The sequence below is a fragment of the Rhizobium sp. YTU87027 genome (genome assembly GCF_050644135.1).
Taxonomy (GTDB): Bacteria; Pseudomonadota; Alphaproteobacteria; order Rhizobiales; family Rhizobiaceae; genus Rhizobium.
The window spans coordinates 1,863,470-1,887,094 of sequence record NZ_CP098441.1 but is presented as its reverse complement, the minus strand read 5'-3'; the positions used below and the strand labels follow the sequence as shown (position 1 = coordinate 1,887,094).

Here is a 23,625-nt window from a genome sequence, read left to right as displayed (position 1 = left end):
TCATAAAAGGAGACGGAAAATGACGACAGAAACGAAGAATCCGCTGTTTAATCGACGACAGTTGCTCGGAACCACGGCGTTTGCTGCGGCTGCGGGCGCAGCTGGCGTCGGCGGCGCGCTGACGCTGTCTGGTGCCATGGCGACGGCGGCCCAGGCAGAAGGTCTGGACTACGAGGTCAAGCCCGGTGAACTCGACGAATACTACGTGTTCGTTTCCGGCGGTCAGTCGGGTGAGATACGCGTTGTCGGGCTTCCTTCGATGCGAGAACTCATGCGTATCCCGGTTTACAACCGCTGCAGCGCGACCGGTTGGGGGTTGACGAACGAGAGCCGCAAGGTCCTGACGGAGGGCCTGCTTCCGCAGACCCGCGAATTCCTGGCGACACGCGGCGGTGTTTACCAAAACGGCGATCTGCACCATCCGCATCCATCGTTTACGGATGGCACATACGACGGCCGATACCTGTTTGCCAACGACAAGGCGAATACCCGCGTCTGCAGAATCCGTCTCGACGTGATGAAGTGCGACAAGATCATCGAACTCCCCAACCAGCATACCGTTCACGGTCTTCGCGTCCAGAAGTACCCGAAGACCGGATATGTGTTCTGCAACGGTGAAGATCGCGTTCCTATTCCGAACGACGGCAAGGTTCTGGACGATCCCAAGCAGTATCATGCTGTTTTCACTGCCGTTGACGGCGAAACGATGGAAGTCGCCTGGCAGATCATCGTTGATGGCAACCTCGACAATGTCGACGCCGACTACCAGGGCAAATATTGCTTTGCGACATGCTATAATTCCGAAGAGGGCGTGAACCTTCCTGAGACGATGGCCAAGGATCAGGACTGGGTGGTCGTCTTCAATCTCAAGAGGATCGAAGACGCGGTTGCGCGCGGAGACTTCAAGAAGATTGGCGGCGTGCCGGTGCTGGACGGGCGCCATGGCTCGGCCTACACCCGCTACATTCCGGTTTCCAACAGCCCGCATGGGATCAATACCGCCCCGGACGGCATTCATGTGGTCGCCAACGGCAAGCTCTCGCCGACCGTGACGGTCTTCGACGTTCGCAAATTCGATGACCTTTTCGAAGACAAGATACAGCCACGGGAGACGGTTGTCGCCGAACCCCAGCTCGGTCTCGGCCCGCTTCACACGGCCTATGACGGTCGCGGCAACGCCTATACGACGTTGTTCATCGACAGCCAGGTTTGCAAGTGGAACATCGAGGACGCCATCCGTGCCTTCAAGGGAGAGAAGGTCGATCCGATTCGCCAGAAAATCGATGTCCAGTACCAGCCGGGCCACAATCACACGTCGATGGGGCAGACCAAGGACGCAGATGGAAAGTGGCTGATCTCGCTGAACAAGTTCTCGAAGGATCGCTATCTCAACGTTGGACCTCTCAAGCCCGAAAACGATCAGCTGATCGACATATCCGGCGACAAGATGGTTCTCGTCCACGACAACCCGACCTTCGCCGAGCCGCATGACGCGACGATCGTGCATTCCTCGAAGATCAATCCGGTCAATGTCTGGAACCGCGAGGATGTCTTCTTTGCAGACGCGGTCGCCCAGGCGAAGAAGGACAACATAGATCTTCTTTCGGACTCGCAGGTGATCCGGGATGGAAACAAGGTGCGTGTCTACATGACCTCGGCCGCGCCGGCGTTCGGTCTGGAGTCCTTCAACGTCAAGCAGGGCGACGAGGTGACGGTCTACATCACCAACATCGACGATGTTGAGGACCTGACCCACGGCTTCTCGATCGTGAATTACGGCATACAGATGGAGGTTGCGCCGCAGGCCACCGCATCGGTCACCTTCACGGCCGACAAGCCAGGCGTCTACTGGTACTATTGCTCGTGGTTCTGCCATGCGATGCACATGGAGATGCAGGGGCGCATGCTGGTCGAGCCAAAGGCGGCGTGATGGCGCATTTTGCCAAGATAGCGCTATTCGGGATGGCGGTCGCAACGACCGCCGTTCCGGCATTTGGTTTTGCGACCGAGCGTCAGGTGACGCCGGATGCCAACCTCTCACTGCAGCGCGTTATCGACGAGGCCTTTGCTGGAGACAGGATAGAACTGGCTCCCGGCACCTATCGCGGCCCCTTGGTCATCGACAAGCCGGTCGTCCTCGAAGGACAACGAGGGGCGATCATCCTCGGCGATGGCAAGGGAAGTGTCGTTACGGTGTCCGCGCCCCGGGCCACGGTTCGCGGACTGGAAATAAAGGGATCCGGTTTTGATCTTGCCGGACTTGATTCCGGGATCTTCGTCAGCCAGTCCGCCACCGGAGCGGTCGTCGAGGACAATATAATCACGGGCAACCTCAACGGTATCTATCTGCACGGCGCGGCGGGTTCCATTGCCCAACGAAATCGCATTACAGGCATGACTGGCGGACGCATGAGCGAGGCCGGCAACGGCGTTTCGCTGTGGAATGCTCCCGGTGCAAAAATCATCGAAAACGACATCAGCTTTGGAAAAGATGGCATCTCGACGAATGCCAGCAAACGGAACCTTTTCAAGAACAACCGTTTCCGCGATCTCAGGTTTGCGATCCACTACATGTATACGAACGACAGCGAGATCACCGGCAACGTCTCGCAGGGAAACCTCGTCGGCTACGCGATCATGTTTTCAAGCCGGCTTACGATCACCGACAACGTTTCGGACGGTGATCGGGATCACGGATTGCTGCTCAACTTCGCGAACGGATCGACCATATCGCGCAACAAGGTGATCGGCCGCCTTCAGGCGGCCGATCGATGGGTCATGGGGGGCACACGATCGGAGACCTCGGACATGCCCGGCATCGAAGCAAGCTCCCTCGGCGGTGAGGCAACGCGGCTCGGACCTGAGAAATGCGTTTTCATCTACAATGCCAACCGCAACGTCCTTGAAGAGAACCTTTTTGAGAACTGCGCCGTCGGCATTCACTTCACGGCTGGCTCGGAGGGCAACGAGATTGTCGGCAATGCCTTTGTCGGCAATCGCAATCAGGTGAAGTACGTCGGCTCGCGCTATCTCGATTGGTCGAAGAACGGCCGCGGAAACTACTGGAGCGACAACCCGTCCTTCGACCTCAATGGCGATGGTATCGGCGACAGCCCCTACCGTCCGAACGACATCGTGGACACGGTTCTTTGGACCGCTCCGCAGGCGAAGATTTTGACGACAAGCCCGGCGGTACAGATCATTCGCTGGGCGCAGGCCCAGTTCCCCTCACTGTTGCCTGGCGGCGTGATCGACAGCAAGCCGCTGATGGCTCCTCTTGCGGGCAAGGACGCAACAAAATGACATCGACTATTTCGCTTAAGAACGTCTCGAAGCTCTACAAAGACGTGCCTGCGATTGAAGACATTTCCTTTTCGCTGGACGAAGGGGAACTTGTGGCTCTGGTCGGGCACAATGGGGCGGGCAAGACAACACTTATCAAGGCGATCCTTGGTCTTATTCGGCCGACCGGCGGAACCGTCAGGGTACTGGGAGAGGATCCGGTCTCTGGCAATCTCAGTGTCCGCAAGGACGTCGGCTATCTGCCAGAAAGCGTCTCGTTTCATCTGGCGCTGACAGGCAAGGAGATCCTTTCCTTCTATGCCAGACTGAAGCGCGTTCCGATGAGCGGTTGGCAAAACCTGTTCGATCTTGTCGGGCTTGCCAAGACCGCCGCCGACAGGCCCGTCAGAACCTATTCGAAGGGCATGCGCCAAAGGCTGGGATTGGCACAAGCGCTCCTGGGAGAGCCCCGGCTTCTGCTTCTGGACGAGCCGACGAGCGGGCTCGATCCGGCTCTGCGGCGAAGCTTTTACGACCTGATCCTGGAGTTCAAGCGCAAGGGAACAACGGTCCTGCTTTCCTCACATGCTCTTAGCGAGTTGGAGGATAGGGCTGAACGCGTGATTATCGTCAATCGCGGACGCAAGATCGCCGACGGCAGCCTGGACGAGCTTCGACGGATTGCCTGCCTTCCAACGCACATCCGCTTCAAACCGAGCGCCAACGCTGCCGTCGAGACGTGGTCGCGCGGCTCGGTCAAATGGCTGGAACGAAAAGACAAGTTTCTGGAGGCCGATATCGATCACAGGGAAAAGATAGCCGTGATCTCTGCGGTCACCTCGGATCCGGACGCGCTGACCAGCATGACGATCATCGAGCCGACGCTCGACGATGTGTACGCGCATTTCCTTCAAGGACAGGGAAGAAAGCCGTGAAAAACATACTGATCATCGCGCGCAAGGAGATACAGGAGGGACTGAGAAACCGCTGGGTGGTTGCCGTCACGCTGCTGCTTGCCTCGCTCGCATTGACACTCTCGTTCCTCGGAAGCGCTCCGACCGGCAATGTCGGGGCCGGCCGTCTCGACATTATCATCGTCAGTCTCTCGAGCCTCACGATCTTCCTGGTCCCGCTGATTGCGCTGCTTCTTTCACACGACGCCATCGTCGGCGAAATGGAGCGTGGTACTTTGCTTCTTCTTCTCAGTTATCCAGTCGGACGCAGACAGGTCGTTCTCGGGAAGTTCTTGGGCCATACGCTCATTCTCTCTGTCGCAACGTTCGTGGGATACGGAGCAGCCGGTGCCGCGTTGGTCGTTGCCGGTACTGCCGTTGATCCTGGCAGCTGGATCGCATTCGCCACGATGATCGGATCTTCCATTTTACTGGGGACGGTCTTTATCGCGATCGGCTATCTGCTGAGCGCGTCCGTGACGCAGCGCAGTAGCGCAGGCGGAATGGCCTTGGGTATCTGGCTGTTTTTCGTCATCATCTATGACATGGGCCTGCTTGGTGCTCTCGTGTCGACAAAGGGTGAGGGCTTTTCGCCGGGACTGGTAAGCGCGCTCCTCATAGGCAATCCCACTGACGCCTACCGACTTCTCAATCTGGGATCACACACGGCCGGATCGGTATCTTCAATTGCCGGCGTCGCCGCCAATTCGATGCTCACGCCCGGGCTCTTGGTAACCTCGCTTTTCCTGTGGGTTGCCATTCCCCTGTTGCTCGCAATGCTTCGTTTCTCCAGGAGGGAACTGTGACCCGTCCCATCGTCCTATCATTCATGCTCGCGGCCGTGTTTCTCACCGGTTGCGAAAAGGCTGAGACGACCGTCCCCAAGCCGATCGAACTGACATCGGAGGCCATCGACCACTTCTGCGGGATGAACGTCCTGGAACATCCCGGCCCCAAAGGCCAGATCATTCTGAGGAGCGGAGGTGAGCCGGTCTGGTTCAGTTCGGCGCGCGATGCGGTGGCTTTCACCAAGCTCCCGGAGGAACCGAAAGATATCGCGGCCTTCTATGTCTCGGATATGAGCCACGCCGAAAGCTGGGAGGCGCCCGGAGGTCAAAACTGGATCGATGCCAAAAAGGCGTTCTACGTGGTCGGCAGTCAGGTTCATGGCGGCATGGGCGCCCCGGAGACCGTCCCATTCTCCGTGCGCGCCGATGCCGACGCCTTTGCTCGAAAGAACGGTGGCAAAGTCCTCGTTTTCGAGGAAATCGCCGATCGTGACGTGCTGCAATCGACATCCGAGCCGTCGGTAAATGCAAAGGTTGGGAGCAATGGATAAGTTGGTCACACGCCGGCGTGCCATCGGCATTTTTGCAGCTGTGGGCGGTTTGCCTTTGCTTTTGTCGGAAACGGCGGCAGGGGCGGTAACGTCAGCGTACGTCTGGAGCGGTGAGGCGCTTGGGGCTCCAGCCAAGCTGATCTTGAACGATCATGATGCGAAAAGGGCTAAACGACTGATCGGTTCCATCGTCGTCGAAGTGGCCCGGCTGGAACGGATCTTCAGCCTGTACAGGGACGATTCGAGCCTTGTCGAACTGAACCGCGTTGGCGGCCTTGCTGCGCCGCCGCCGGAACTTCTAGCGCTCATCGGAAGATGTTCGACGTATTTTGAAGCGACCGGCGGTCTGTTTGATCCGACGGTTCAGCCGGTCTGGAAGCTCTATCGCGATCATTTTGCGTCGCCCGGCGTTGGCGAGGACGGTCCGGATGCAAGCGTCCTGAATGCGCATCTTCGTCGCGTCGGTTTCGATGCGGTAAGATTTGGCTCGGGTCGGATCGCGTTTGCCCGTCCGCAGATGGCCCTGACACTCAACGGCGTCGCCCAAGGGTTCATCACGGACCGCGTGGTGGAGATCCTTCGCGATGCCGGTATCACAAGCAGCCTCGTGGATATGGGCGAAGCGCGTGCGATCGGAGCTCAATCTGATGGAAACCCATGGCGTGTGGGGCTTGCGGCATACGAAGACAATTCGGATCCGGATATGGTTCTTCCGATCGTCAATCTGGCGGTCGCGACCTCGAGCCAGACGGGCTTCTCGTTCGACGAAGCCGGAAGATTTGGACATATTCTCCATCCAAGGATGGGTGTGGTGCCGAGACTATATCGGCGGGTGAGCGTGGTCGCAAAAGACGCGGCGAGCGCGGACGCACTATCCACAGCCTTCAATCTGATGGATGTGAACGCCATACGGGACACACTCGACAAATTCCCGGACGTGTCCGTGGATCTTGTTGACGTTAGCGGCATCGGGCAGAGGCTGGGGCGGACCCTTTAGTTGGATAAGCCGCGCAAGAATGGCCACTGATGCCGCGTTGCCAGCTTGGGACTCGCTCGCAGTGTGACGGTTCCGGGATCGGTCGCGGTTATGATTGTGTCGGATCGTCCGATGGGCGCGGTGAGAAGCGCCGCCATCTCGTCGGAGGCTCCACCTTGCCGTTGGTCTTCCCGAGCGTCTGGTTGACGAAGTTGTTGTCGAAGGTGACGTCCGAGGAACCTTGACCTGTTTTGATGCTAAAGCTGACGGATACGTCATCGTAGACTGTGAACGGCTCGAAATCCAGCGTCATCGTCTTGGCCGTGTAGAATACTGCGCCGACGTGTCGGCGACCTGCAGTTGCGGCGGTCAACTCTCTTCCGCCTCACTGTTTGTGGCGTTGAGAAACTCGGGGCTGGGGTATGAGCTGAGGATCACTATGGCTGATGGCGTCAATATAAGGGGGCCGTTTTCTTCTTCGGAAGGGTTGGCGGCGGGAGGTAGTCCCAAACAGTCCCCTTGTAGCCGAACTGCTCCCATACCCTCAAAGCTTTGGTCCATTGGATAGGCGGCGCTCAGGAACGGAACAGAAAATGCCCGTTCCACGCCGACAGTTGGCCCCCATCATTGCGCATGCCAGATTGACCACCAGCGCCCTAAACCCAGTAAGGCCCAAGGCAAATGGGTCGGGCGGGGTCGGGTCCAGGAAGCGCCCGAAGGCGGTCCAGAGTGTTGCGCGACCGGGAACGAGGATTATCAACGCCAACACCATCCTCGGCGCGTCGACGGGCCGACCAACCGAGCGCTACGCCGATTGAGAGATTGATCGATACGTCTTCGAGGAAGTCGACGCTATCTGCGAAGAGCGAGACCGACCCTATCGCGAAGGCGACCGCTGCCTCCACGAAGAAATAGGCAAGATTAAGCAGCGCCACGATCACGACGACGTTGCGCAAGGCACTTCTCTCCTGAGACTTTAACGTGGCGCTTTATTCGCTGCCGTTGAGTTGTAACCATCGCTACATCATTGATAGCGGCATGGCTACAGAAGATTGGCTGCTGCTCACCTATAAGGTTCCCGCCGAACCCAACCGGCATCGGGTTGCACTTTGGCGAAAGCTCAAGGGGCTGGGAGCGGTGTATCTGCAGAACGGTGTTTGCCTCCTACCGAAGACGGACGACCATCGCCGGGCCCTGAAGCTCATCGACAACGAAATCCTGGAGATCGGTGGCGCGGCATTCCTTCTGGAGAGCGCCCCGCTCGACCGTAGCCAGTCCGAGAGAGTTGTGGCGCGGTTCCGTGCCGAGCGTGACGAAGCCTACAAGGAGTTGCTGGATCGATGCGACGACTTCGAAGCCGAGATCGCCAAGGAAGTCGCCGCTGATCATTACAGCTACGCCGAGATCGAGGAAAACGACGAGGACCTCAAGAAGCTGAAAGCCTGGTTCGGAAAAATCCACAAACTCGACTTCTATGGCGCAAGCCTCGCCGCTGCCGCGCAAGCCCGACTGGCCAAATGCGAAACGCTATTGGACGCCTACGCGAACGAGGTCTTTGTCCGGCAGGATGAGAACCGCCAGGCCGACAGCGAGGAATGCTAACGCGATGGCAAACGTCGGATTGAACCTCGCTGGCATCACGATGATCGTGATTGGAACGCTGCTCATGGTTCACGGCGCGGATAATGCTCATTCCGTGCTCGGCACGCTTCTTTCTGGTGGCTTCGAATGGACGTTCTGGGGATCGGCCGTGTGCTTCGTCGGCCTGACTGTCCTGGTGCTTCATTGGACTAGGTGACCCATTGCGCATTGTTTACATCGAACAGTTGCAAGCCAGCCGCCAGGCAACGGAGAAGAAGTGGCTTTTTGGGCAAATCGGGAAGCGTCTCAAAGGCAGACGCGTCCGGCAGATCGAGCAAATATCGGCCTAGGGATGATTTTGACGCACCAGCCTCTTCAGGTAGGAGCGACCGGTTGTTCAGCTACCCGTCAGTTGCTCAAGCTACGTGCCGCACTCCAAACGCTGTGGGGTAAATCGGATTCGGAGAATAGCCTTTGAACCTTGTCCTGGAACGTCCGGCGCATTCGGTGGCGATTACACGAGGCGGAATTTCCTATCGCGCAGATATCGACGGATTGCGCGCGTTGGCGATCCTCCCAGTTGTTTTCTATCATGTGGGCATCCCTGGTTTCAGCGGCGGCTTTGTCGGCGTGGACGTCTTCTTCGTCATTTCCGGCTTCCTCATGGCCTCACTGATAACCGGGGAAATCGCTGGAGGCAGCTTCAGTTTAGTGCGCTTCTACGAACGTCGCATCCGGAGAATCTTTCCGGCACTGTTCGCCGTCCTTGCGGCGTCTTCGATTGCGGCATGGGTCCTGCTGATGCCCTCCGAACTTGCGTATTTTGCACACAGTCTGAAGGCGGCCGCTCTGTTCACATCGAATATTCGGTTCGAGAACGAAAGCGGCTACTTCGACATCGGTACGCAGATGAAGCCCCTGCTGCACACCTGGTCGCTCGCTGTCGAAGAGCAGTTCTACATTCTGTTTCCCTTGCTACTGCTGGCGATCGACCGATTTGCACGACGGTACGTTGTACTCGTCCTGGCAGGATTGCTGGTCGTCTCCTTCGCTGCCAGTACATGGATGGTGTTCCAATCCCAGGTGGCAACGTTCTATTTGCTGCAGTTTCGTGCCTGGGAACTTCTCCTTGGGGCCTTGCTGGCCTTCAACGCGATACCAAGGCCACACCAGCCGAAGGTACGGGCTGGTGTGGCTTTTGCTGGCGTCCTCATGATCGCCGTGGCGATCTTCGCCTTTAGTGACAGGACGCTGTTTCCCGGTCCCGCAGCTCTCCTACCTTGTCTTGGCGCCGCGCTGGTGATCCACGCGCGGGACGAATGGGGACCGGCGAGCAGGATCCTTCGATCCGGACCGATGGTCTTCGCAGGGCTCATCTCATATTCCCTCTACCTATGGCACTGGCCGATCATCGTATTCAGCCGGGAGGCAACGGGACGAGAGCTGACACTGCTACAGGGGAGCCTGGTCGTCCTGGCGTCTGTCATCATCGCCGCCGTCTCATGGCGATTCATCGAGCAACCCTTTCGCGGCCGCGCCAGCCTTGTTACGCGGACGCCGCTGTTTGGTGGGGCGGCGGTGGTCGTGATCGCTGTCATTACGTTCGGCGACTACGTCGCTCACCATAAAGGCTTGCCGGGTCGGTTGCCGACAGAAGTGCAAATGGTCTACGCGGCTACCTACGATGAAAGCCGCTTCAGCGCGGCTCCGTGCTTTGCTGAGGCTGATTCCGACGGGCCGCCTGCGGCAGACATTCGCGCAGGCAAGCTTTGCACACTTGGCGTCGAAGGCGCGAGCAAACCCTCGTTCCTCGTATGGGGCGATTCCCACTCCGGTGCGATGGCTCCGGCGATAGATGACGCAGCTGCAGAGGTCGGCATACAAGGGCTGTTTGCCGGACACGCATCCTGTCCGCCCCTGCCGGGGGTACAACTCACGCCGCGCGGCAACACCGAACATTGTGGCCGCTTCAACGAGGCAGTACGTGATCTGATTGCATCGCGTCGAATTCCACTGGTCTTCCTAGTCGCCTACTGGCCCAAATATGTCCACGATAGCGAAATGCCGAACGAGGGACCGTATTTCGATGCCTCGGTGCCGCCTCCATTGGAAGATCGCTCCGCATCGGTTGTGAATTCACTCGACGGCTTGATGGCGGAGTTGACGAAGCTCGGCACCAGGGTCGTGCTGGTCTCGGATGTGCCCGAGATGGGACACTACATGCCCGAGGCAGTCGCGAAGGCGATGATCAGAGGTACCTCCACCGAGCTTGCGCCGCCCTTGGATTATATCGAAAAGCGCCAAGCGCTTTCGCATGCGATCCTGACCCGTCTCGCGGCGAAGTATGGCGCTTCGATTGTTGATCCTCTTCCGGCGATCTGCGGGGACGGCCGTTGCGACGCCATGCGAAACGGCCTGCCGCTCTACAAGGATGCGGACCATATCACCGCGACGTTCGCAAGAAGCTTGGGTGCACTCTACCAACCCTTGCTTTCGGAGGTTCACCAGTCGTCACAGTAGCAGGGATCGGCCGCTGATGACTTCGACCAGTCAGCCGACGGCTTCGGGACCACGTCAGACTGAAGTCCTACATGCCGCTATTCCGTTGCCCGCCTTAGATCATCGCACGCTGTGTCTCGGTATTTCAATTCAGCGAGCTGCAAGAAGATCTGACGGAACATACATCCATCTTCCCAAGGCAACGGCCGTGATGAACAGGGCGCAAATCGACCAAACCGGAAGCGATTCACAAAGATTGCGACCCATTTGCCCTGACGAAGTCGTCGCGCACTGCGATAGGCACCCGCAAGAAGCATCACAAGAGCGAAGGAGACAAGAGCGCAGAAAACCTCCCTGATAAACGACACGCCAGTTCACGATAATGGAGTATCGGTTCACACGTATGACTCACTCGTCATCAATGACAGCGCTAATCGGAAAATTCAGCACCGATTTTTGGCCAACGGCTTTAGACACTGGGCACGGGAAGGTATCAAAGTCCGGATCCGTTGATTAATTGCAAATCTATGCGGGTCATCGCCACGCTGGCATGACAGAGCAATTTTTCAAATTGTGGACCGGGCTGTCGGCTCGCAAACGGGCTTGACCAGAAACAGGCATGGATGGTCTTCATGCCACAGCGTCGGAAACACTTCCGCTCGCACAAAACCGTTGCGATCATAAAATCGTCGTGTCGCCTCGAACTGGGGCTCCTCGCGGCCGCGCGGGGCGAGCGTCTTGACCGTCAGCAACCGTGCGCCAGCCTTGCGGCAGAACCGCTCGGCTTCCTCAAGGAGGCTTCGCCCGGCGCCCTTCCCGTGGTGCTCAGGTCGGGTCGCAATCAGCGCAATCTCGACGGCGCCTGGCAGGTGTGGCTTCAGCGCCATGATGGCGGCTGTGACATCCCGCTCGATATAGCCGAATACGGGTAAATGCTCGATCGTCTCAGCGCTTGCCTCGATGACGTCGGCGCTCTCGAACCAGCCTGGCAGCGCTCCCATGATCGATCGGCAAAGTTCGCCCTTGCCGTCGATGATCTCCACGATTCGTCCCATCGTTCCTCTCCCTTGAATTCCGCCGATTTAAACTTGACTCTTGTTATCATCTTAAAATACACACTGCAATCAAATCGTGTATTCCAGTCGACAACGGATCGCGAAAACAGAAGAACCGACAACCACTGAGCCTGATTTTCCACTTGTCAAAAAGGGTGCAGGACCATGCGAGCATCGCATCGTGACGTGAATGGAAATGCTGTCGTCATCGCCATGATCGAAAACAAGGGGCAGCTTCTTAAGACGATTGAACGTATTGTTAAATCAAAGTCATATGCCGAGGATATATTTCAGGACGGTGTCGTCAAAGCCTACGGCCTAACGGCCGACGGCATTCGCTGCCCGATCGGCTATGCATTCCGGATGGTCTATAATCTCGCTCTCGACGAGAGCCGAAGACAACGCCAAGAGGTGCGCAACCACAGGTCGATCGAGCAGGCGCAGGAGATCACCGCCGCCGTGCCTACGGTGCTCGACCAGCTGGTTGCCGCCGAGACCCTGCGCAATGTTCTTGCTTCCCTCGAGATGCTGCCGAAGCGAACCAACGATGCCTTCGTCCGCCACCGCCTGAACGGCGTGCCGCAGAAGGATATCGCGGCCGAGCTTGGTGTCTCCAGAACCCTTGTCAACTTCATGATCAAGGCGGCGGACGAGCATTGCCAACTGGCGATTGCCGAGCCGCCCGTCCGCCCCGATCGACCGGTCGGTAAAGCAGCTAGCGCCTCGCAACCTCGAACGCCTGTTGCAAATCGTTCCACAGCAGTTCCGGCTCCTCCAGGCCAACAGCGAAACGGATCGTTTGTTCGCTCACGCCGAACCGGATGAAGGATGTCATCCGGTCGGGGATCTGGAGGGCAACTCTGGCTGGGACCACCAACGTCTCAGGTCCCCCCCAGCTGACGCCGAGACGAATGTCACGCAATCCGTTCACGAAGCGCGCCACGTCGATGTCGGGATTGAGATCGAAGGCAAAAAGCCCGGCATAGCCAGACAGGCTTGCCCGTCCGGGATGGTCCTGGAATGCAGGGTGACGAACGCGCGCGATCGCAGGATGCGCCTTCAGACGCTCGGCAAGCAGAAGACCGCTGCGCTCATGTTCCTTCAGGCGGACGCGCAACGTGCGCATTCCGCGCAACAGGAGCCAGGCCTCGAATGGCGAGAGTTTGGCGCCGACATAGGGGTAGGAGGTGGCATTGATCCGGGCGATGGCCTCCTTGCTTCCGACAACGACACCAGCGACCGTATCGCTGTGACCGCCGAGATACTTCGAGGCGGCATGAATGACGATGTCGACGCCATGCTCAATCGGCTTCTGGAAGAGTGGCGTGGCCCAGGAATTGTCGATCATGGTCGTCACACCGGCTTCCTTGGCCATGGCCGACAGCGCGGCAATGTCCTGTAACTCGAATACGAAGGAGGTCGGATTTTCCAGATAGAGCAGCTTGGCGCCGGCAACCGCCTTGCGCACCTCGTCATGGTCGGATGGATCGACAAAATCGACGGCAACGCCCAACCTCGCGAGCATCTTGACCAGCAGCCGGTAGACGTCGTTATAGAGGTGACGGACGGCAACGACGCGGTCACCTGCCTCCACAAGGCTGAGGATCGTCGATGTGATCGCCGCCGTCCCGCTCGAAAATGCGCGGCCGTCCTCGGCGCCTTCGAGGCGGGCGACCAGCAGCTCGAACTCGCGAACCGTGGGGTTGTCACCACGCGAGTAGATGAACCGTCTGGCACGGCCTGCAAAGACCTCCTCCATTTCCTCGTAACTGTCATAGGTGAAGAGCGACGTCTGAAAAATTGGCGGCGAGACCGCGTTGAAGGCGGCCGGATCGACAGGAGAAAAGAGATCGTCGGATACTGTGTAGGCAGCAAGATCGCGTGGGCTGATCGATTGGTTCATGGTGATCCTCTCAGGGGCAAAAGCTTTTATGGGGACGAAAGAGATGCTTGCCTGCTGGTCCTGCCTTCAGTCTGAGCAAAGCCACGACCAGGAGCCAGGCCGACAGAAGGCCCGTCAGCGCAGATGCTGCGAAGATTGCACAAAGCAATCCGGCAAAGCCAAAGGCGCTGGGCAAGACCGCGAGCAGGGGAAAAAGAACATATCCGTTCTGCGCCAGGCCGAGCGCAAGGGCGGCTCTAGGCCTTGCCTGGGCCTGGTAAAGAACGAGCAGTGTCTGCCGCATCCCGAACAGCAGGAAGGGAAATTGCGTTGCGACGATCGCTTGCCCGGCAATGGCCAGTACCTCCGGACTGTCGGCAAAGAGACGTGCCAGATCATGACGAAAACCGAGCATGGCAAGCCCGCAACCGATACTGAAGGCGCTCGTCACCACCGCGAGAATGCGTGCCGCCGAAACCATGCGGGCCATGTCTTTGCGGCCCCAGGCAAAGCTCAAGATGGCTTGTGCGCCAAGCGAGATGCCGATGACGGGGAGCGTCGCGACGGCCAAAAGCCGCAGGGCAATACCGATCCCGGCGATCCCATCTTCCCCGCGATAGCTGCCGGCCAGCGTCAGCAACGTAGCGATTGCGCCGGACGTGACAAGGCTTGCCATCGTCGTTGGCGCGCCAACAGCAAGGACGGACCAAAGCGCGCCTGCCGATTGCATGCGCCGGCCAAGTGAAAGGCGCAGCGTCCCAAGCTTCTTCGCATGGTAGACGCCATAGATGCCAAGCGCCGTAATCTGCGACAGGATGGTCGCGATCGCGACCCCTTGCAGTCCAAGCCCCAATCCGAAGATCATCAGTGGATCGAGGATGATGTTCAACGCGAAGCAGGCAATCAGCGTCCACATGCTGAAGCGGGCGTTGCCCTCGGCAATCGCCAGGAAATCGAAAATGATCTGTGCCATCGTCAGGGGCACCGTGAGCGCAATGATCATCAGATAGCCTTGCGCCAGCGGCAAAAGCGCCGGGGTGGCGCCGAACAGGGCGAGCAGCTGAGTGGGAAAAGCGATCAGCGTGACCGCGCAAATGACGCCAAACAGGACGCCGAAAACCAGGCTGATGGAGGCGGCAACGTTCGCGCGGGCCCGATCTTTTGCCCCAAGCGCCCGCCCGACCTCGGTCGCGACACCGACGCCGATGCCTTCGCCGAAGGCGGCGACGGCCATCAGGATTGGCAGCACGATCATGATGGCGGCGATTTCATGTTCCCCGATCATGCCGACGAAGATCATGTTGATCGTATGATGCGCGGCATTGATCGACAGACCGAGCATTGCCGGCACGCCGAGACGAAAGACCAGCCTGAGAAGCTGCGGACTGGCGAGATCTTCCGGCGCAATGCGCCGCTTGGCGAAGCTGCCGCTCATGTCGTTCATGCGGCCGGCACCCAGAGATGGTCACCGAAGAAGCGCTCCCGGCTGAGCATTACGAGAAGCGCGCGCTTGTGGGGAAAATCGAAGTGCTTGATCTTGGAAAAGCCGGAGCGGTCGAGATTGCGGATCTGCTGTTCGTGGCTTGCTCGCGGTTCGCCGACGATCCGCCTGGTGCGTGGATCGTCGAGGAAGATGAAGTGCATCAGGGACGGAAGCCACGCACTGATCCATTTCTTGCCGCGATAATCCGGCTCGCCGATTGCGACATGCCATCCGCGATCATAGTCGTCAGCGTCATAAAATGGCCCAAGCCGGTCCTCCTTGGCCCAATAGACCTCGAAATATCCGAAGGGAGTATCGCCGAAGCTTCCGATCAGTGGCAGCACATGCGGATCCGCGATCCTCGCCTGAAGGATGTCACGATGCTTGTCGATCGGTCCGGCATCCTCCCAGATCGTGTTCACCTGCTCGTCGTTCATCCATCGGTGGAAGCAGGCAAGATCGGTGTTGGGGTCGGCAACCCTGAAGGAGACATCGCGTTCAAGCCAGGGAATGAACCGCCGATAGACCGTGCCTGTCGGCTTTCTCGGACGGCGCGGATGATAGCGACCGGCCGTCAGCTCCTGAACGGGCGGCAGCGGATAGGTCAGTTGCGGCAGCCACAGCGAGGGCCACTGCCACAGGATTATAGGTTCAAGCCTTCCGCCATCGCCAAGACCATGGGTTTCGAGCGTTACCTTCTGCTGCTCGCAAACCACCGCCTTGATCGAAGGATCTTCGGCAGTCACGGCTTCGGCGGCAGCCATCAGGAGCTCAGCCGACGGCACCGGATTGCCGTGGTAGAAGGTCAGGGATGCGACACCGGCCTTAACCTCGACGGTGGCTTCATGATGCCCGGACGCAGTCTCCAGATACAGGATATTGGGGCCATGGCGGCGGTAGCTGCGGGAGCAAATAGCGCACCTTTGCTTAACGGCATCGAAATCCATCACGTTCTCCTTGAGAAACAGCCATTTGCCGCGAATGAGCACGAAACGCGCCAATGTGCCGATTTGCTGGAATGACGATCCGCCTCGCGGCAAATTTAGGAGGGACGGAAGAAAAAAATTCTCATCGATTTCCTAAACCGCGGCAGGGCCGATCCGTCATTTGGCGCAGGACCATCTTCACGGCAGGAGCTTCGAATGGAGAATTTAAAGCCAGATGGCGATCCTTGGATCGTCGTCTTCGACGCCGAGCGTCGCTACTCGGTCTGGCCGCAGGACAGACCTGTTCCGCTCGGCTGGATCGAGGCCGGATTTTCGGGGTCACGCCTGGAATGCCTTCAGCATATTGGTACGGTCTGGACGGATCCGCGGCCACTGTCGCTTCGTCTGGCCATGGACAGTGACCAGCGACTGCAATAATCGGGGAGCACCAGCCATGAACACGCAGATCACCCGCCTCACCGACGCCCTTCCCACCGAAATCGTCGAAGAGGCAATAGCAAACGCCTTCCCGCTGACAATTGCGCAAAGACGCATCTGGTCGCTCGAGCAAATCGGCAATCGCACCGTCTTTCCCGATCAGGTCGTATCGCTGAAGTTCACGCCCGAGGCCGACGTCGAGTTCGTTCATGAGGTTTGCCGGACCCTGATTGAGCGCAACCCATGGCTTGCCACACGCTTTCGCCGCCTTGCGGGCGGCCGCATCGAGCAGTATCGAGGCGCTTCGGGGGTCGCCGTGGAGCGCGCCGAGCGCACGTCCGAGGCCGAAGGCCTTGCCGCTGCAGCAGCGTTTTGCGCCAAGCGCTTCGATCTTTTGGACGGGCCTGCCGCGCGTTGCCAGATCGTGCCTCTTGCCGATGGCCATGCGCTTGTGACGATTGTCGTTCATCCGATCATCTGCGATGAGGCAGAAAAGGTCGCTCTTGCAAATGCGCTGGCGCGCCTTGCCAACGGCGAGGATCCTGGAAATGCGATCCCCGAGGATTTTGGCGCCGGCCTGCGTGAGGAACAATGGCTGGAAAGTGAGCCGGCAAAGGCAGCCTTTTCGCACTGGAAGGGGATAATCGGCACTGATTATGCCGCATCGACCTTTCCGACGCGCTTCAATAGTGGCGGTCTTGCGGGGGTGGCGCGGGGCCAGCACCGCTTTGCGATCGAAGCCGATCTCTGGGCTGCAATCCAAGAGCATGCGCGCGCAAGGGGTTGCACGCTGGAATGCTTGCTTCTGTCAGCCTTTTGCGTGGTTCTCGGACGCTACAGCGGCAACTACAACATGCTCATCGGGCTTCTGGTCGCGAGAGGTGAGCGGCAGTATCTTGCGCGATCCGGCCGGGCGGAGCAGGTCTTGCCGTTGGCGCCCTTGCTTGCGTCACGAAATGCCATCGACGAGGTCGTCGCAGCGCTCTCATCTCAGATCGATCAAGGTTTGGAGGCGCTTATCCCCCTGGAGCGCCTGACGCAGGAACTCGTCACGGACGAAGCAGCCGCCCAGGAGGCGGTCGTCAAGACGCTGTTTGAATTGCGCAAGCCACAATCGGTTCCCATGCGGGCTTTGCGCATCGAGCCGCTTGCCGGACGCGCCGACAGCGAGTTCTCACTGGTGCTGGAGGCGAAAAAGGCTGGGCCGGCAGCGGCGCTCATAGACTATGCGGAAAATCTCTACGACGGTCGGCTGATTGGCCGGATCGCCGGCCATTTCAGGCTTGTTCTTGAGCAGATTGTCAAGCGGCCCGATATCCGCATCAAAGACATCGAACTCGTGAAAGAAGACGAACTCGACGAACTGTCGGCGCCTTACGAGGATGACGTCATCAATGACGACAGGCCAGTCCACGAACTGATTGCGGCCCATTCGCGCCAGACACCCGAAAAGACGGCCATCGTCTACGGCGACGAGGAATTCAGCCATGGTTGGCTCGAATCCAACACCAACCGTCTGGCGCACCGACTTCGACGGCTTGGCGTGCGAGCCGAAGTCACGGTGGCAATCTTCGTCAAGCGCTCCCCAGAAGCGATGGTCGGGATCCTTGCCACGTTGAAGGCTGGTGGCGCCTATATCCCGGTCGAGCCGGACCATCCGCCGGTGCGCAATCACCACATCTTGCGCGACGGTGGCGTGAAGATCGTCCTGACCCACAGCTGGCTTCGTCATCGATTGCCCGAGGAGCTCAACGCCGTGGTGCTCGAACTCGACAAGACGGCGCTCGACGACGAGCCCGATACACCACTTGATGTCCCGATCCACAAGGACCAGCTCGCCTACGTGATGTACACATCCGGCTCGACGGGACTGCCCAAGGGGGTCGCCGTCGAACATGGTCCGCTGACGCATCATCTGCAGAACACGTCGCGTGTCTATGGCATGAGTTCCGCTTCCAGAGAGCTTCCGTTCCTGCCGTTCAGCTCGGACGGCGGGCACGAGCGATGGATGAACCCGCTGATCGAAGGCGGGAGCATCATTCTACCCGATCAGCCACTATGGACACCGGAAGAGACGCTGACGGCGATGCGCAAGCACGGCGCCAACAATGCAAGTATTCCGACAACCTATCTTCAACAGCTTGCAGAGTGGGCCGACATCACCGATGGCGCTCCCCCCATGCGCCTTTACTCCTTCGGCGGCGAAGGGCTTGCCCAATCCACCTTCGACCTTTTGTCTCGTGCCTTGAAATCCGAGTGGCTGATCAACGGCTACGGGCCGACCGAAACCATCATGACCCCGATGGTCTGGAAGGTCAAAGCCGGCACGACATTCGAGGGTGTTTATGCTCCGCTTGGCCGAGCGGTCGGCCTGCGGCGCGTCTATGTGCTTGATACCGACCTCAACCCCTGCCCGATCGGCGTCACCGGAGAGCTCTATATCGGTGGGGAGGGCGTTGCGCGCGGCTACCTCGGCAAGCCAGAGACGACCGCCGATCGCTTCATCCCCGATCCCTTCGCGAAGGATGGTGGGCGCCTTTATCGCTCAGGCGACCTGACGCGCTGGCGCGAGGACGGGACTGTCGAGTTCGTCGGCCGCGTCGATCACCAGGTCAAGCTTCGCGGATATCGCATCGAGCTCGGGGAGATCGAGGCCTCTCTGCTCCAGCAGCCAGGTGTCGGAGAGGCCTTGGTGGTCTTGCGCGAGGATCAGGCCGGCGGCGACAAGGCGCTCGTCGGTTACGTCGTCGCAAAGAAGGGCGAAACAGTCGATGTCGAACAGGTGCGCAGCGGCCTTGAGCGCAGCTTGCCCGCCTATATGGTGCCTTCTGCCGTCGTCGAGCTCGAAAAAATGCCGACCAATCCGAACAGCAAGCTCGATCGGTTTGCACTTCCGGCGCCTGAGCCCGCCAAACGAACAATCGTCGAGCCGGCGACCTCGTTGGAGGAGGAGGTGCGCGACGTCTGGCGGCAGGTTCTCAAGCTGGAAGCGATCAGCGTCGAGGACAACTTCTTTGCAATCGGTGGCAATTCGCTTGGAGCAATCCGCATCCTTGCGCTGATGCGGCAGCGCTTTACCGGCACGCCGCTGACGGTTGCCGATATCTTCAACAACCCGACCGTGCGTTCGCTTGCCGCCATTATGGAAAAGGGGACGGAGCGGGATCTGTCGGAGGTCATCGTTTTGCGTGCAGCCGGTACCAGGCCGAGGCTTTATTGCTTCCCGGGCCTTTTAGTGAGCACGCGCGAATATGTGAAACTCGTCGACTATCTCGGCGCCGATCAGCCGGCGACCGGCTTCATCTGCCATTCCCTTTCGGAAAAGAAGCAGGTCGGCTCCCCGATCGAGGACATCATCGAAAGCTACGTCGACCATGTCCGACGCCATAGCAAAGACCAGCCATGCTACTTCCTCGGCTGGTCGTGGGGCGGCTTGCTCGCCTACGAGGCAGCGCGCGCTCTTCGTCAAGACGTCGACCTCAGGATGATCGCGATGGTCGATGTCTGCGATCTCGGGACGGAGTTTGCGGTTGGCGCAACCCCGAAATTCAAAAGCGGTGAACGCGACGAGCTCCACCGGCAAGTTGAACGATGGCTTCACCGAACGGCGATGCGTCCCGAGTGGGACCGATTGCTTGCGACCATGGATGCGGCGACCTACGAGCAGTTCCTGCGCTTCGTCGGCGACGAGAAGGATCCGCTTCCGACCGATGGGCCCGATATCAGCAGCCGTGAGCATACCTTCTGGGTCCTCATCGACAACGCACTTGTCTTCCGCAAGCACCGGCTCGTCGCCCACGATGTGCCGATCTATCCATGGGCTGCGGACGACAGCCTCAACCGTGGCCTTAACCTGATTGATTGGCGGCGACTGTCGCGGCGCGCTCACGCCGCCGAGATCATCACCGGCACGAACCATCTGCACATGATCGGATCGGCCGCTTTCCATTCAAGGCTTGCCCAGCGCCTCAAGGAAACAGAGAAGGACTTTTCATGACTGTTGCTTTCACGCGCAAGGACAGCGCCAATGAGCCACTCGACATCGCCGGTATCGGAATCGGTCCGTCGAATCTCAGCCTTGCCTGCCTGCTGGAGGCAGTGCCGGCGATCCACGGTCGTTTCTTTGAACGGCATACAACCTTCGACTGGCACCCTGGCATGATGATGCCTGGCGTCGAACTGCAGTCCTCCTTCCTGAAGGATCTCGTCACACCGGTGCTGCCGACGAGCCGTTGGTCCTTCATCTCCTATCTGGTTGCTCACAAGAGACTCTATGCTTTCTTGAACGCAAATTACGATGCCGTTCCGCGTCAGGAGTTCGCACGATATCTTGCCTGGGTCGCGAAGGGTGTCGACGGCCTGAGGTTCGGATCGGAGGTCCGCGAGGTCGAGCATCGTGCCGACCGTTTTGTCCTGCATTTCGACACCGGGCACGAGGAGGCGCGAAATCTTGCGATCGGAACGGGCACGTCACCTTTCGTGCCGGACTGGGCAAAGCCGTTCCTTGGCGCCGATTGCTTTCACAACAGTGAGGCCAAATGGCGTTTGGGCGAGCTTGACGCATCGCGTGTCATCGTGGTCGGCGGCGGGCAGAGCGGTGGCGAGGTGGTGGAGGCGTTGCTTTCAGAGCCCGGTCAGATTTCGGAGCTGACATGGATCAGCCGGCGGCACAATTTCGAGCCGATCAACGACACGCCGTTTTCAAACCAGGTGTTTTCGCCCGAATATGTTCAAGCCTATCTGAAACTCAGCGGAGAGCAGAAGCAGGCGGCCCTGAAACACTCGATCCTGACCAGTGACGGCCTGTCGATCTCGACGATCCATTCGATCTACCGTCGCCTTTATGCCTTGCGCTATCTTGAGCAAAGCGCACTCAACGCGAACCTGGCGCCAAACCGTGATGTCGTACAGATGGAAAGGAACGGCAAGGCCTATCGGCTGATCGTTCGCAACCAGTTCGACGGAGGGATCGAGGTTCTGCATGCGGACACCGTCATTTTGGCAACGGGTTATCGCTTCCGCTTGCCGGATGCGCTTGCGTCCTTGCCCGACAGAATTGCCCTCGACCGAAACGGATATCCTCTCCTCAATGACGACTACTCGGTGCAATGGGCTGGCCCCAGGGCCAACAGAATCTTTGCCCAGAATGCCGGGCGATATTCTCATGGCATCGCAGACTCGCAGTTGAGCCTGATCGCCTGGCGCAGCGCAAACATCATCAACACGCTGCTTGAGCGCCGGCACTTCGATGCGGAACCGGACAATGCGCAGCTCGTCTGGATGTCGGAATTGTCCCAGGGCCCGTCCCACGACGTGCGCATCGGCTATTTGGAAAGCGCGCTATCGTCCTGAAACCTGCGCACCGCGATGTCAGGCGGTCCGGACAACGAACGGACAGCCAGCGCCACGACGTGCTGGCTGTCGCTGTCGATGACGTAATGGTGCCAATCGGGATCCTCACTACCATCATGCACGACAATCGGCCAAGCGTTGCCGTTCCATGTGACGACAACGTTGCGCGGATCCTCGCTGAGACCCGTGCCGAGTGCCTTGAGATGGCTCTCCTTGAGCGTCCAGAGCGTCATTGCTGCGCGCAAACGGTCATCTGGAGGCATCTGATCGAGCCAGCGGCGTTCATCGACCGTGCAATAGCTATGCAAGGCGGCATCTTCGATTTCATCGTCCGTACGCTCGCAGTCAATCCCCACCGAGGCGCAGCCCGCACCCACAGCCATGGCGGCGGCCACGAGGCCGTCTGCGTTGGCGAGGCTGAACTGCAGGTCGACCGGCGACCGCACATGGAGTTTGCCGAAGGCACCTGGCAACAGCCTTAGATCTTCGGGCTTCATTCCGACCTGCGCACTAAGCAGCCGTTTGAGAAGGTATCGCCCGGCGATGAACATGTTTCGGTCCCGCTCGAACCGATAGGCTGCCGCTCTCTGAAGCTCATCGGCAGAGAGTGACCGCATCCAGCGTTCGCAGGCATGAAGGTCGTCTGAGTACGACCATAGCACCACTTCAATCCGTGGGCGGGCTATATCTTTCTGAAACATCGCAAGGCATCTCTGAGAATGAACGTTGACGTGCTGGAGAAAGAAAGCCCCTGGTCTCGCGAACGTCGTTGAATGACGTTTTCTGCAGTTTCGAGGTCAATGGGCGATAGCATGCCGCTTGTGGCATGTTTGCGCTTCGGGTTCCAGAGATCTTGCCGCCGAACAGATCTTATCTCCGCGACCGGGGTGTCAGCGTCACGTTCGAAGGAGTTGGCTAGAGCCGGATAGGTGTTCAAATTACGGAATTGGATTCGCGCACCGGCAACGACGTGTTCTTGGCGCCGGCTATGCTGATAGCCAATCCGTTACCGCCGTAACCGGCAAGAGCGCTGCCTCTTGCAAACGCAGCCCGCAAGCCAGAACTGGTTGAGCGTTTCCGTTTACCTGGGAAGACCGTCTCTCACGAGGGCGGTCCTGCGCGCAGAGTGGCCTCACTTCGGTCTGACTGGTGCTTGCCTGCAGCACGCGCAATGAGCAATGCCCTCACCTTTGGCGTAGGCAGGGCTCTCCACGGCTTGCCAGTTCTCGGCATATCGGATCGCGAATCCATGCACACCCCATTCTTGAAATTGGTCGACGTGGACCAGTTCATGAGCCCACAAGGAGACTGTCGCGGCCGCAATGGCGTCGCGAAACACGATAACATCGACCAGCGTGACAGCATCCGCGTATCCTCCACGTTCCAGGAGAATGGCAAGATTCGGCGAGCCCACGTCACCAATGCGGTATCGGACGCGGTTCATCGAATCTTTGCTCGAATAACCGGTCAGCTGCTTTCGGATATCTGGTGGGATCGGCATTGCCCCATTTTTTGCGACGTTTCGACTTTGAACCAGAACGCTTTCGAGGATTGGACCAGTGAGAGTGGTGGCCTGAAGTTCATTCAGCGCACGAGCGATATCGTAGATGGCGTCTGCCACCGCGCTTGAGGGTTTCTGGAGATGGACCTCTGATCGCGGCTGAAAACGACTAAGATTCTTGGCCTGGCCGGACCCGGCTGGACGGCTGCAAGGATAGACATATGAAGTCGCTGTTACGGTCACCACGACAACGAAAGTCGAAAGGACATGTCGAGGAACGAACGGAGATTGCATGGCCAGCCTCTCAGGACTGTCACACTATATATGAAAAACAAGTAATATGACTGACGCGGCGGGA

General features: G+C 58.9%; 20 protein-coding genes and 1 pseudogene. 13 read left to right on the top strand and 8 right to left on the bottom strand.

Annotated features, from left to right (window positions below; translation table 11 throughout):
* Window positions 1-19 precede the first annotated feature (19 nt).
* The 6 genes from nosZ to NBG89_RS27920 are packed head-to-tail and all read left to right on the top strand — an operon-like array spanning window position 20 to window position 6,571.
* The gene (nosZ, locus tag NBG89_RS27945; RefSeq protein WP_431323523.1) at window positions 20-1,930 is read left to right on the top strand and encodes a TAT-dependent nitrous-oxide reductase; all 1,911 of its coding nucleotides are present in this window, start codon (window positions 20-22) and stop codon (window positions 1,928-1,930) included.
* The gene (locus tag NBG89_RS27940; protein ID WP_431323522.1) at window positions 1,930-3,303 is read left to right on the top strand and encodes a nitrous oxide reductase family maturation protein NosD; all 1,374 of its coding nucleotides are present in this window, start codon (window positions 1,930-1,932) and stop codon (window positions 3,301-3,303) included. The genes nosZ and NBG89_RS27940 overlap by 1 nt, the downstream gene beginning before the upstream one ends.
* Window positions 3,300-4,217 (top strand): ABC transporter ATP-binding protein, encoded by a 918-nt coding sequence (locus NBG89_RS27935; RefSeq protein WP_431323521.1) that lies wholly within the window; start codon window positions 3,300-3,302, stop codon window positions 4,215-4,217. The genes NBG89_RS27940 and NBG89_RS27935 overlap by 4 nt, the downstream gene beginning before the upstream one ends.
* Window positions 4,214-5,041, top strand: a complete 828-nt coding sequence (locus NBG89_RS27930; protein WP_431323520.1) for an ABC transporter permease subunit — start codon at window positions 4,214-4,216, stop codon at window positions 5,039-5,041. The genes NBG89_RS27935 and NBG89_RS27930 overlap by 4 nt, the downstream gene beginning before the upstream one ends.
* On the top strand, window positions 5,038-5,574 hold the full coding sequence (locus tag NBG89_RS27925) for a nitrous oxide reductase accessory protein NosL (RefSeq protein ID WP_431323519.1): 537 nt from the start codon (window positions 5,038-5,040) through the stop codon (window positions 5,572-5,574). Before NBG89_RS27930 ends, NBG89_RS27925 begins: the two co-directional genes overlap by 4 nt.
* Window positions 5,567-6,571, top strand: coding sequence for an FAD:protein FMN transferase (locus NBG89_RS27920; protein WP_431323518.1), 1,005 nt, complete (start codon window positions 5,567-5,569; stop codon window positions 6,569-6,571). Before NBG89_RS27925 ends, NBG89_RS27920 begins: the two co-directional genes overlap by 8 nt.
* Window positions 6,572-6,659: 88 nt before the next feature.
* Here NBG89_RS27920 and NBG89_RS27915 read toward each other — a convergent pair whose 3' ends face one another.
* Window positions 6,660-6,923 carry a hypothetical protein gene (locus NBG89_RS27915; protein WP_431323517.1) on the bottom strand — a complete coding sequence of 88 codons (264 nt, stop codon included), beginning with the start codon at window positions 6,921-6,923 and terminating at the stop codon, window positions 6,660-6,662.
* A 222-nt stretch (window positions 6,924-7,145) separates the two neighbouring features.
* Window positions 7,146-7,506, bottom strand: a pseudogene (locus NBG89_RS27910) (cation transporter); the annotation flags it as partial.
* Between the two features lie 82 nt (window positions 7,507-7,588).
* On the opposite strand from NBG89_RS27910, the gene NBG89_RS27905 reads away from it, so the two are divergent.
* From NBG89_RS27905 to NBG89_RS27895, 3 genes are all read left to right on the top strand, one after another.
* Complete coding sequence (locus tag NBG89_RS27905) at window positions 7,589-8,152, top strand: Chromate resistance protein ChrB (RefSeq protein WP_431323516.1); 564 nt, start codon at window positions 7,589-7,591, stop codon at window positions 8,150-8,152.
* Between the two features lie 4 nt (window positions 8,153-8,156).
* The gene (locus NBG89_RS27900; RefSeq protein WP_431323515.1) at window positions 8,157-8,348 is read left to right on the top strand and encodes a hypothetical protein; all 192 of its coding nucleotides are present in this window, start codon (window positions 8,157-8,159) and stop codon (window positions 8,346-8,348) included.
* A gap of 257 nt (window positions 8,349-8,605) precedes the next feature.
* Window positions 8,606-10,651 carry an acyltransferase family protein gene (locus NBG89_RS27895; RefSeq protein WP_431323514.1) on the top strand — a complete coding sequence of 682 codons (2,046 nt, stop codon included), beginning with the start codon at window positions 8,606-8,608 and terminating at the stop codon, window positions 10,649-10,651.
* A gap of 545 nt (window positions 10,652-11,196) precedes the next feature.
* On the opposite strand, the gene NBG89_RS27890 is transcribed toward NBG89_RS27895, so the two are convergent.
* Window positions 11,197-11,685 carry a GNAT family N-acetyltransferase gene (locus NBG89_RS27890; RefSeq protein ID WP_431323513.1) on the bottom strand — a complete coding sequence of 163 codons (489 nt, stop codon included), beginning with the start codon at window positions 11,683-11,685 and terminating at the stop codon, window positions 11,197-11,199.
* Window positions 11,686-11,850: 165 nt separating this feature from the next.
* Here NBG89_RS27890 and NBG89_RS27885 point away from each other — a divergent pair, with 165 nt between their 5' ends.
* Window positions 11,851-12,510, top strand: coding sequence for a sigma-70 family RNA polymerase sigma factor (locus NBG89_RS27885; protein ID WP_431323512.1), 660 nt, complete (start codon window positions 11,851-11,853; stop codon window positions 12,508-12,510).
* Here the strand turns inward: NBG89_RS27885 and NBG89_RS27880 are convergent.
* Genes NBG89_RS27880 through NBG89_RS27870 form a run of 3 tightly spaced genes read right to left on the bottom strand, consistent with a single transcriptional unit; the run spans window position 12,401 to window position 15,997 of the window.
* Window positions 12,401-13,588: a PLP-dependent transferase gene (locus tag NBG89_RS27880; RefSeq protein WP_431323511.1), complete on the bottom strand. Its 1,188-nt coding sequence runs from the start codon at window positions 13,586-13,588 to the stop codon at window positions 12,401-12,403. The genes NBG89_RS27885 and NBG89_RS27880 overlap by 110 nt on opposite strands.
* Before the next feature lie 10 nt (window positions 13,589-13,598).
* Window positions 13,599-15,011, bottom strand: a complete 1,413-nt coding sequence (locus tag NBG89_RS27875; protein ID WP_431323510.1) for an MATE family efflux transporter — start codon at window positions 15,009-15,011, stop codon at window positions 13,599-13,601.
* Window positions 15,008-15,997, bottom strand: coding sequence for a GNAT family N-acetyltransferase (locus tag NBG89_RS27870; protein WP_431323509.1), 990 nt, complete (start codon window positions 15,995-15,997; stop codon window positions 15,008-15,010). The genes NBG89_RS27875 and NBG89_RS27870 overlap by 4 nt, the downstream gene beginning before the upstream one ends.
* 195 nt (window positions 15,998-16,192) lie before the next feature.
* Between NBG89_RS27870 and NBG89_RS27865 the strand changes: the two genes are divergently transcribed.
* Genes NBG89_RS27865 through NBG89_RS27855 form a run of 3 tightly spaced genes read left to right on the top strand, consistent with a single transcriptional unit; the run spans window position 16,193 to window position 21,766 of the window.
* Window positions 16,193-16,414, top strand: coding sequence for an MbtH family protein (locus NBG89_RS27865; protein WP_431323508.1), 222 nt, complete (start codon window positions 16,193-16,195; stop codon window positions 16,412-16,414).
* Window positions 16,415-16,430: 16 nt separating this feature from the next.
* Window positions 16,431-20,411 carry a non-ribosomal peptide synthetase gene (locus NBG89_RS27860; protein ID WP_431323507.1) on the top strand — a complete coding sequence of 1,327 codons (3,981 nt, stop codon included), beginning with the start codon at window positions 16,431-16,433 and terminating at the stop codon, window positions 20,409-20,411.
* Window positions 20,408-21,766 carry a lysine N(6)-hydroxylase/L-ornithine N(5)-oxygenase family protein gene (locus NBG89_RS27855; protein ID WP_431323506.1) on the top strand — a complete coding sequence of 453 codons (1,359 nt, stop codon included), beginning with the start codon at window positions 20,408-20,410 and terminating at the stop codon, window positions 21,764-21,766. Before NBG89_RS27860 ends, NBG89_RS27855 begins: the two co-directional genes overlap by 4 nt.
* Here NBG89_RS27855 and NBG89_RS27850 read toward each other — a convergent pair.
* The gene (locus tag NBG89_RS27850; RefSeq protein WP_431323505.1) at window positions 21,739-22,467 is read right to left on the bottom strand and encodes a 4'-phosphopantetheinyl transferase family protein; all 729 of its coding nucleotides are present in this window, start codon (window positions 22,465-22,467) and stop codon (window positions 21,739-21,741) included. The two genes, NBG89_RS27855 and NBG89_RS27850, sit on opposite strands and share 28 nt — an antisense overlap.
* A 431-nt stretch (window positions 22,468-22,898) precedes the next feature.
* Window positions 22,899-23,387, bottom strand: coding sequence for an eCIS core domain-containing protein (locus NBG89_RS27845; protein WP_431323504.1), 489 nt, complete (start codon window positions 23,385-23,387; stop codon window positions 22,899-22,901).
* Between the last annotated feature and the right edge of the window lie 238 nt (window positions 23,388-23,625).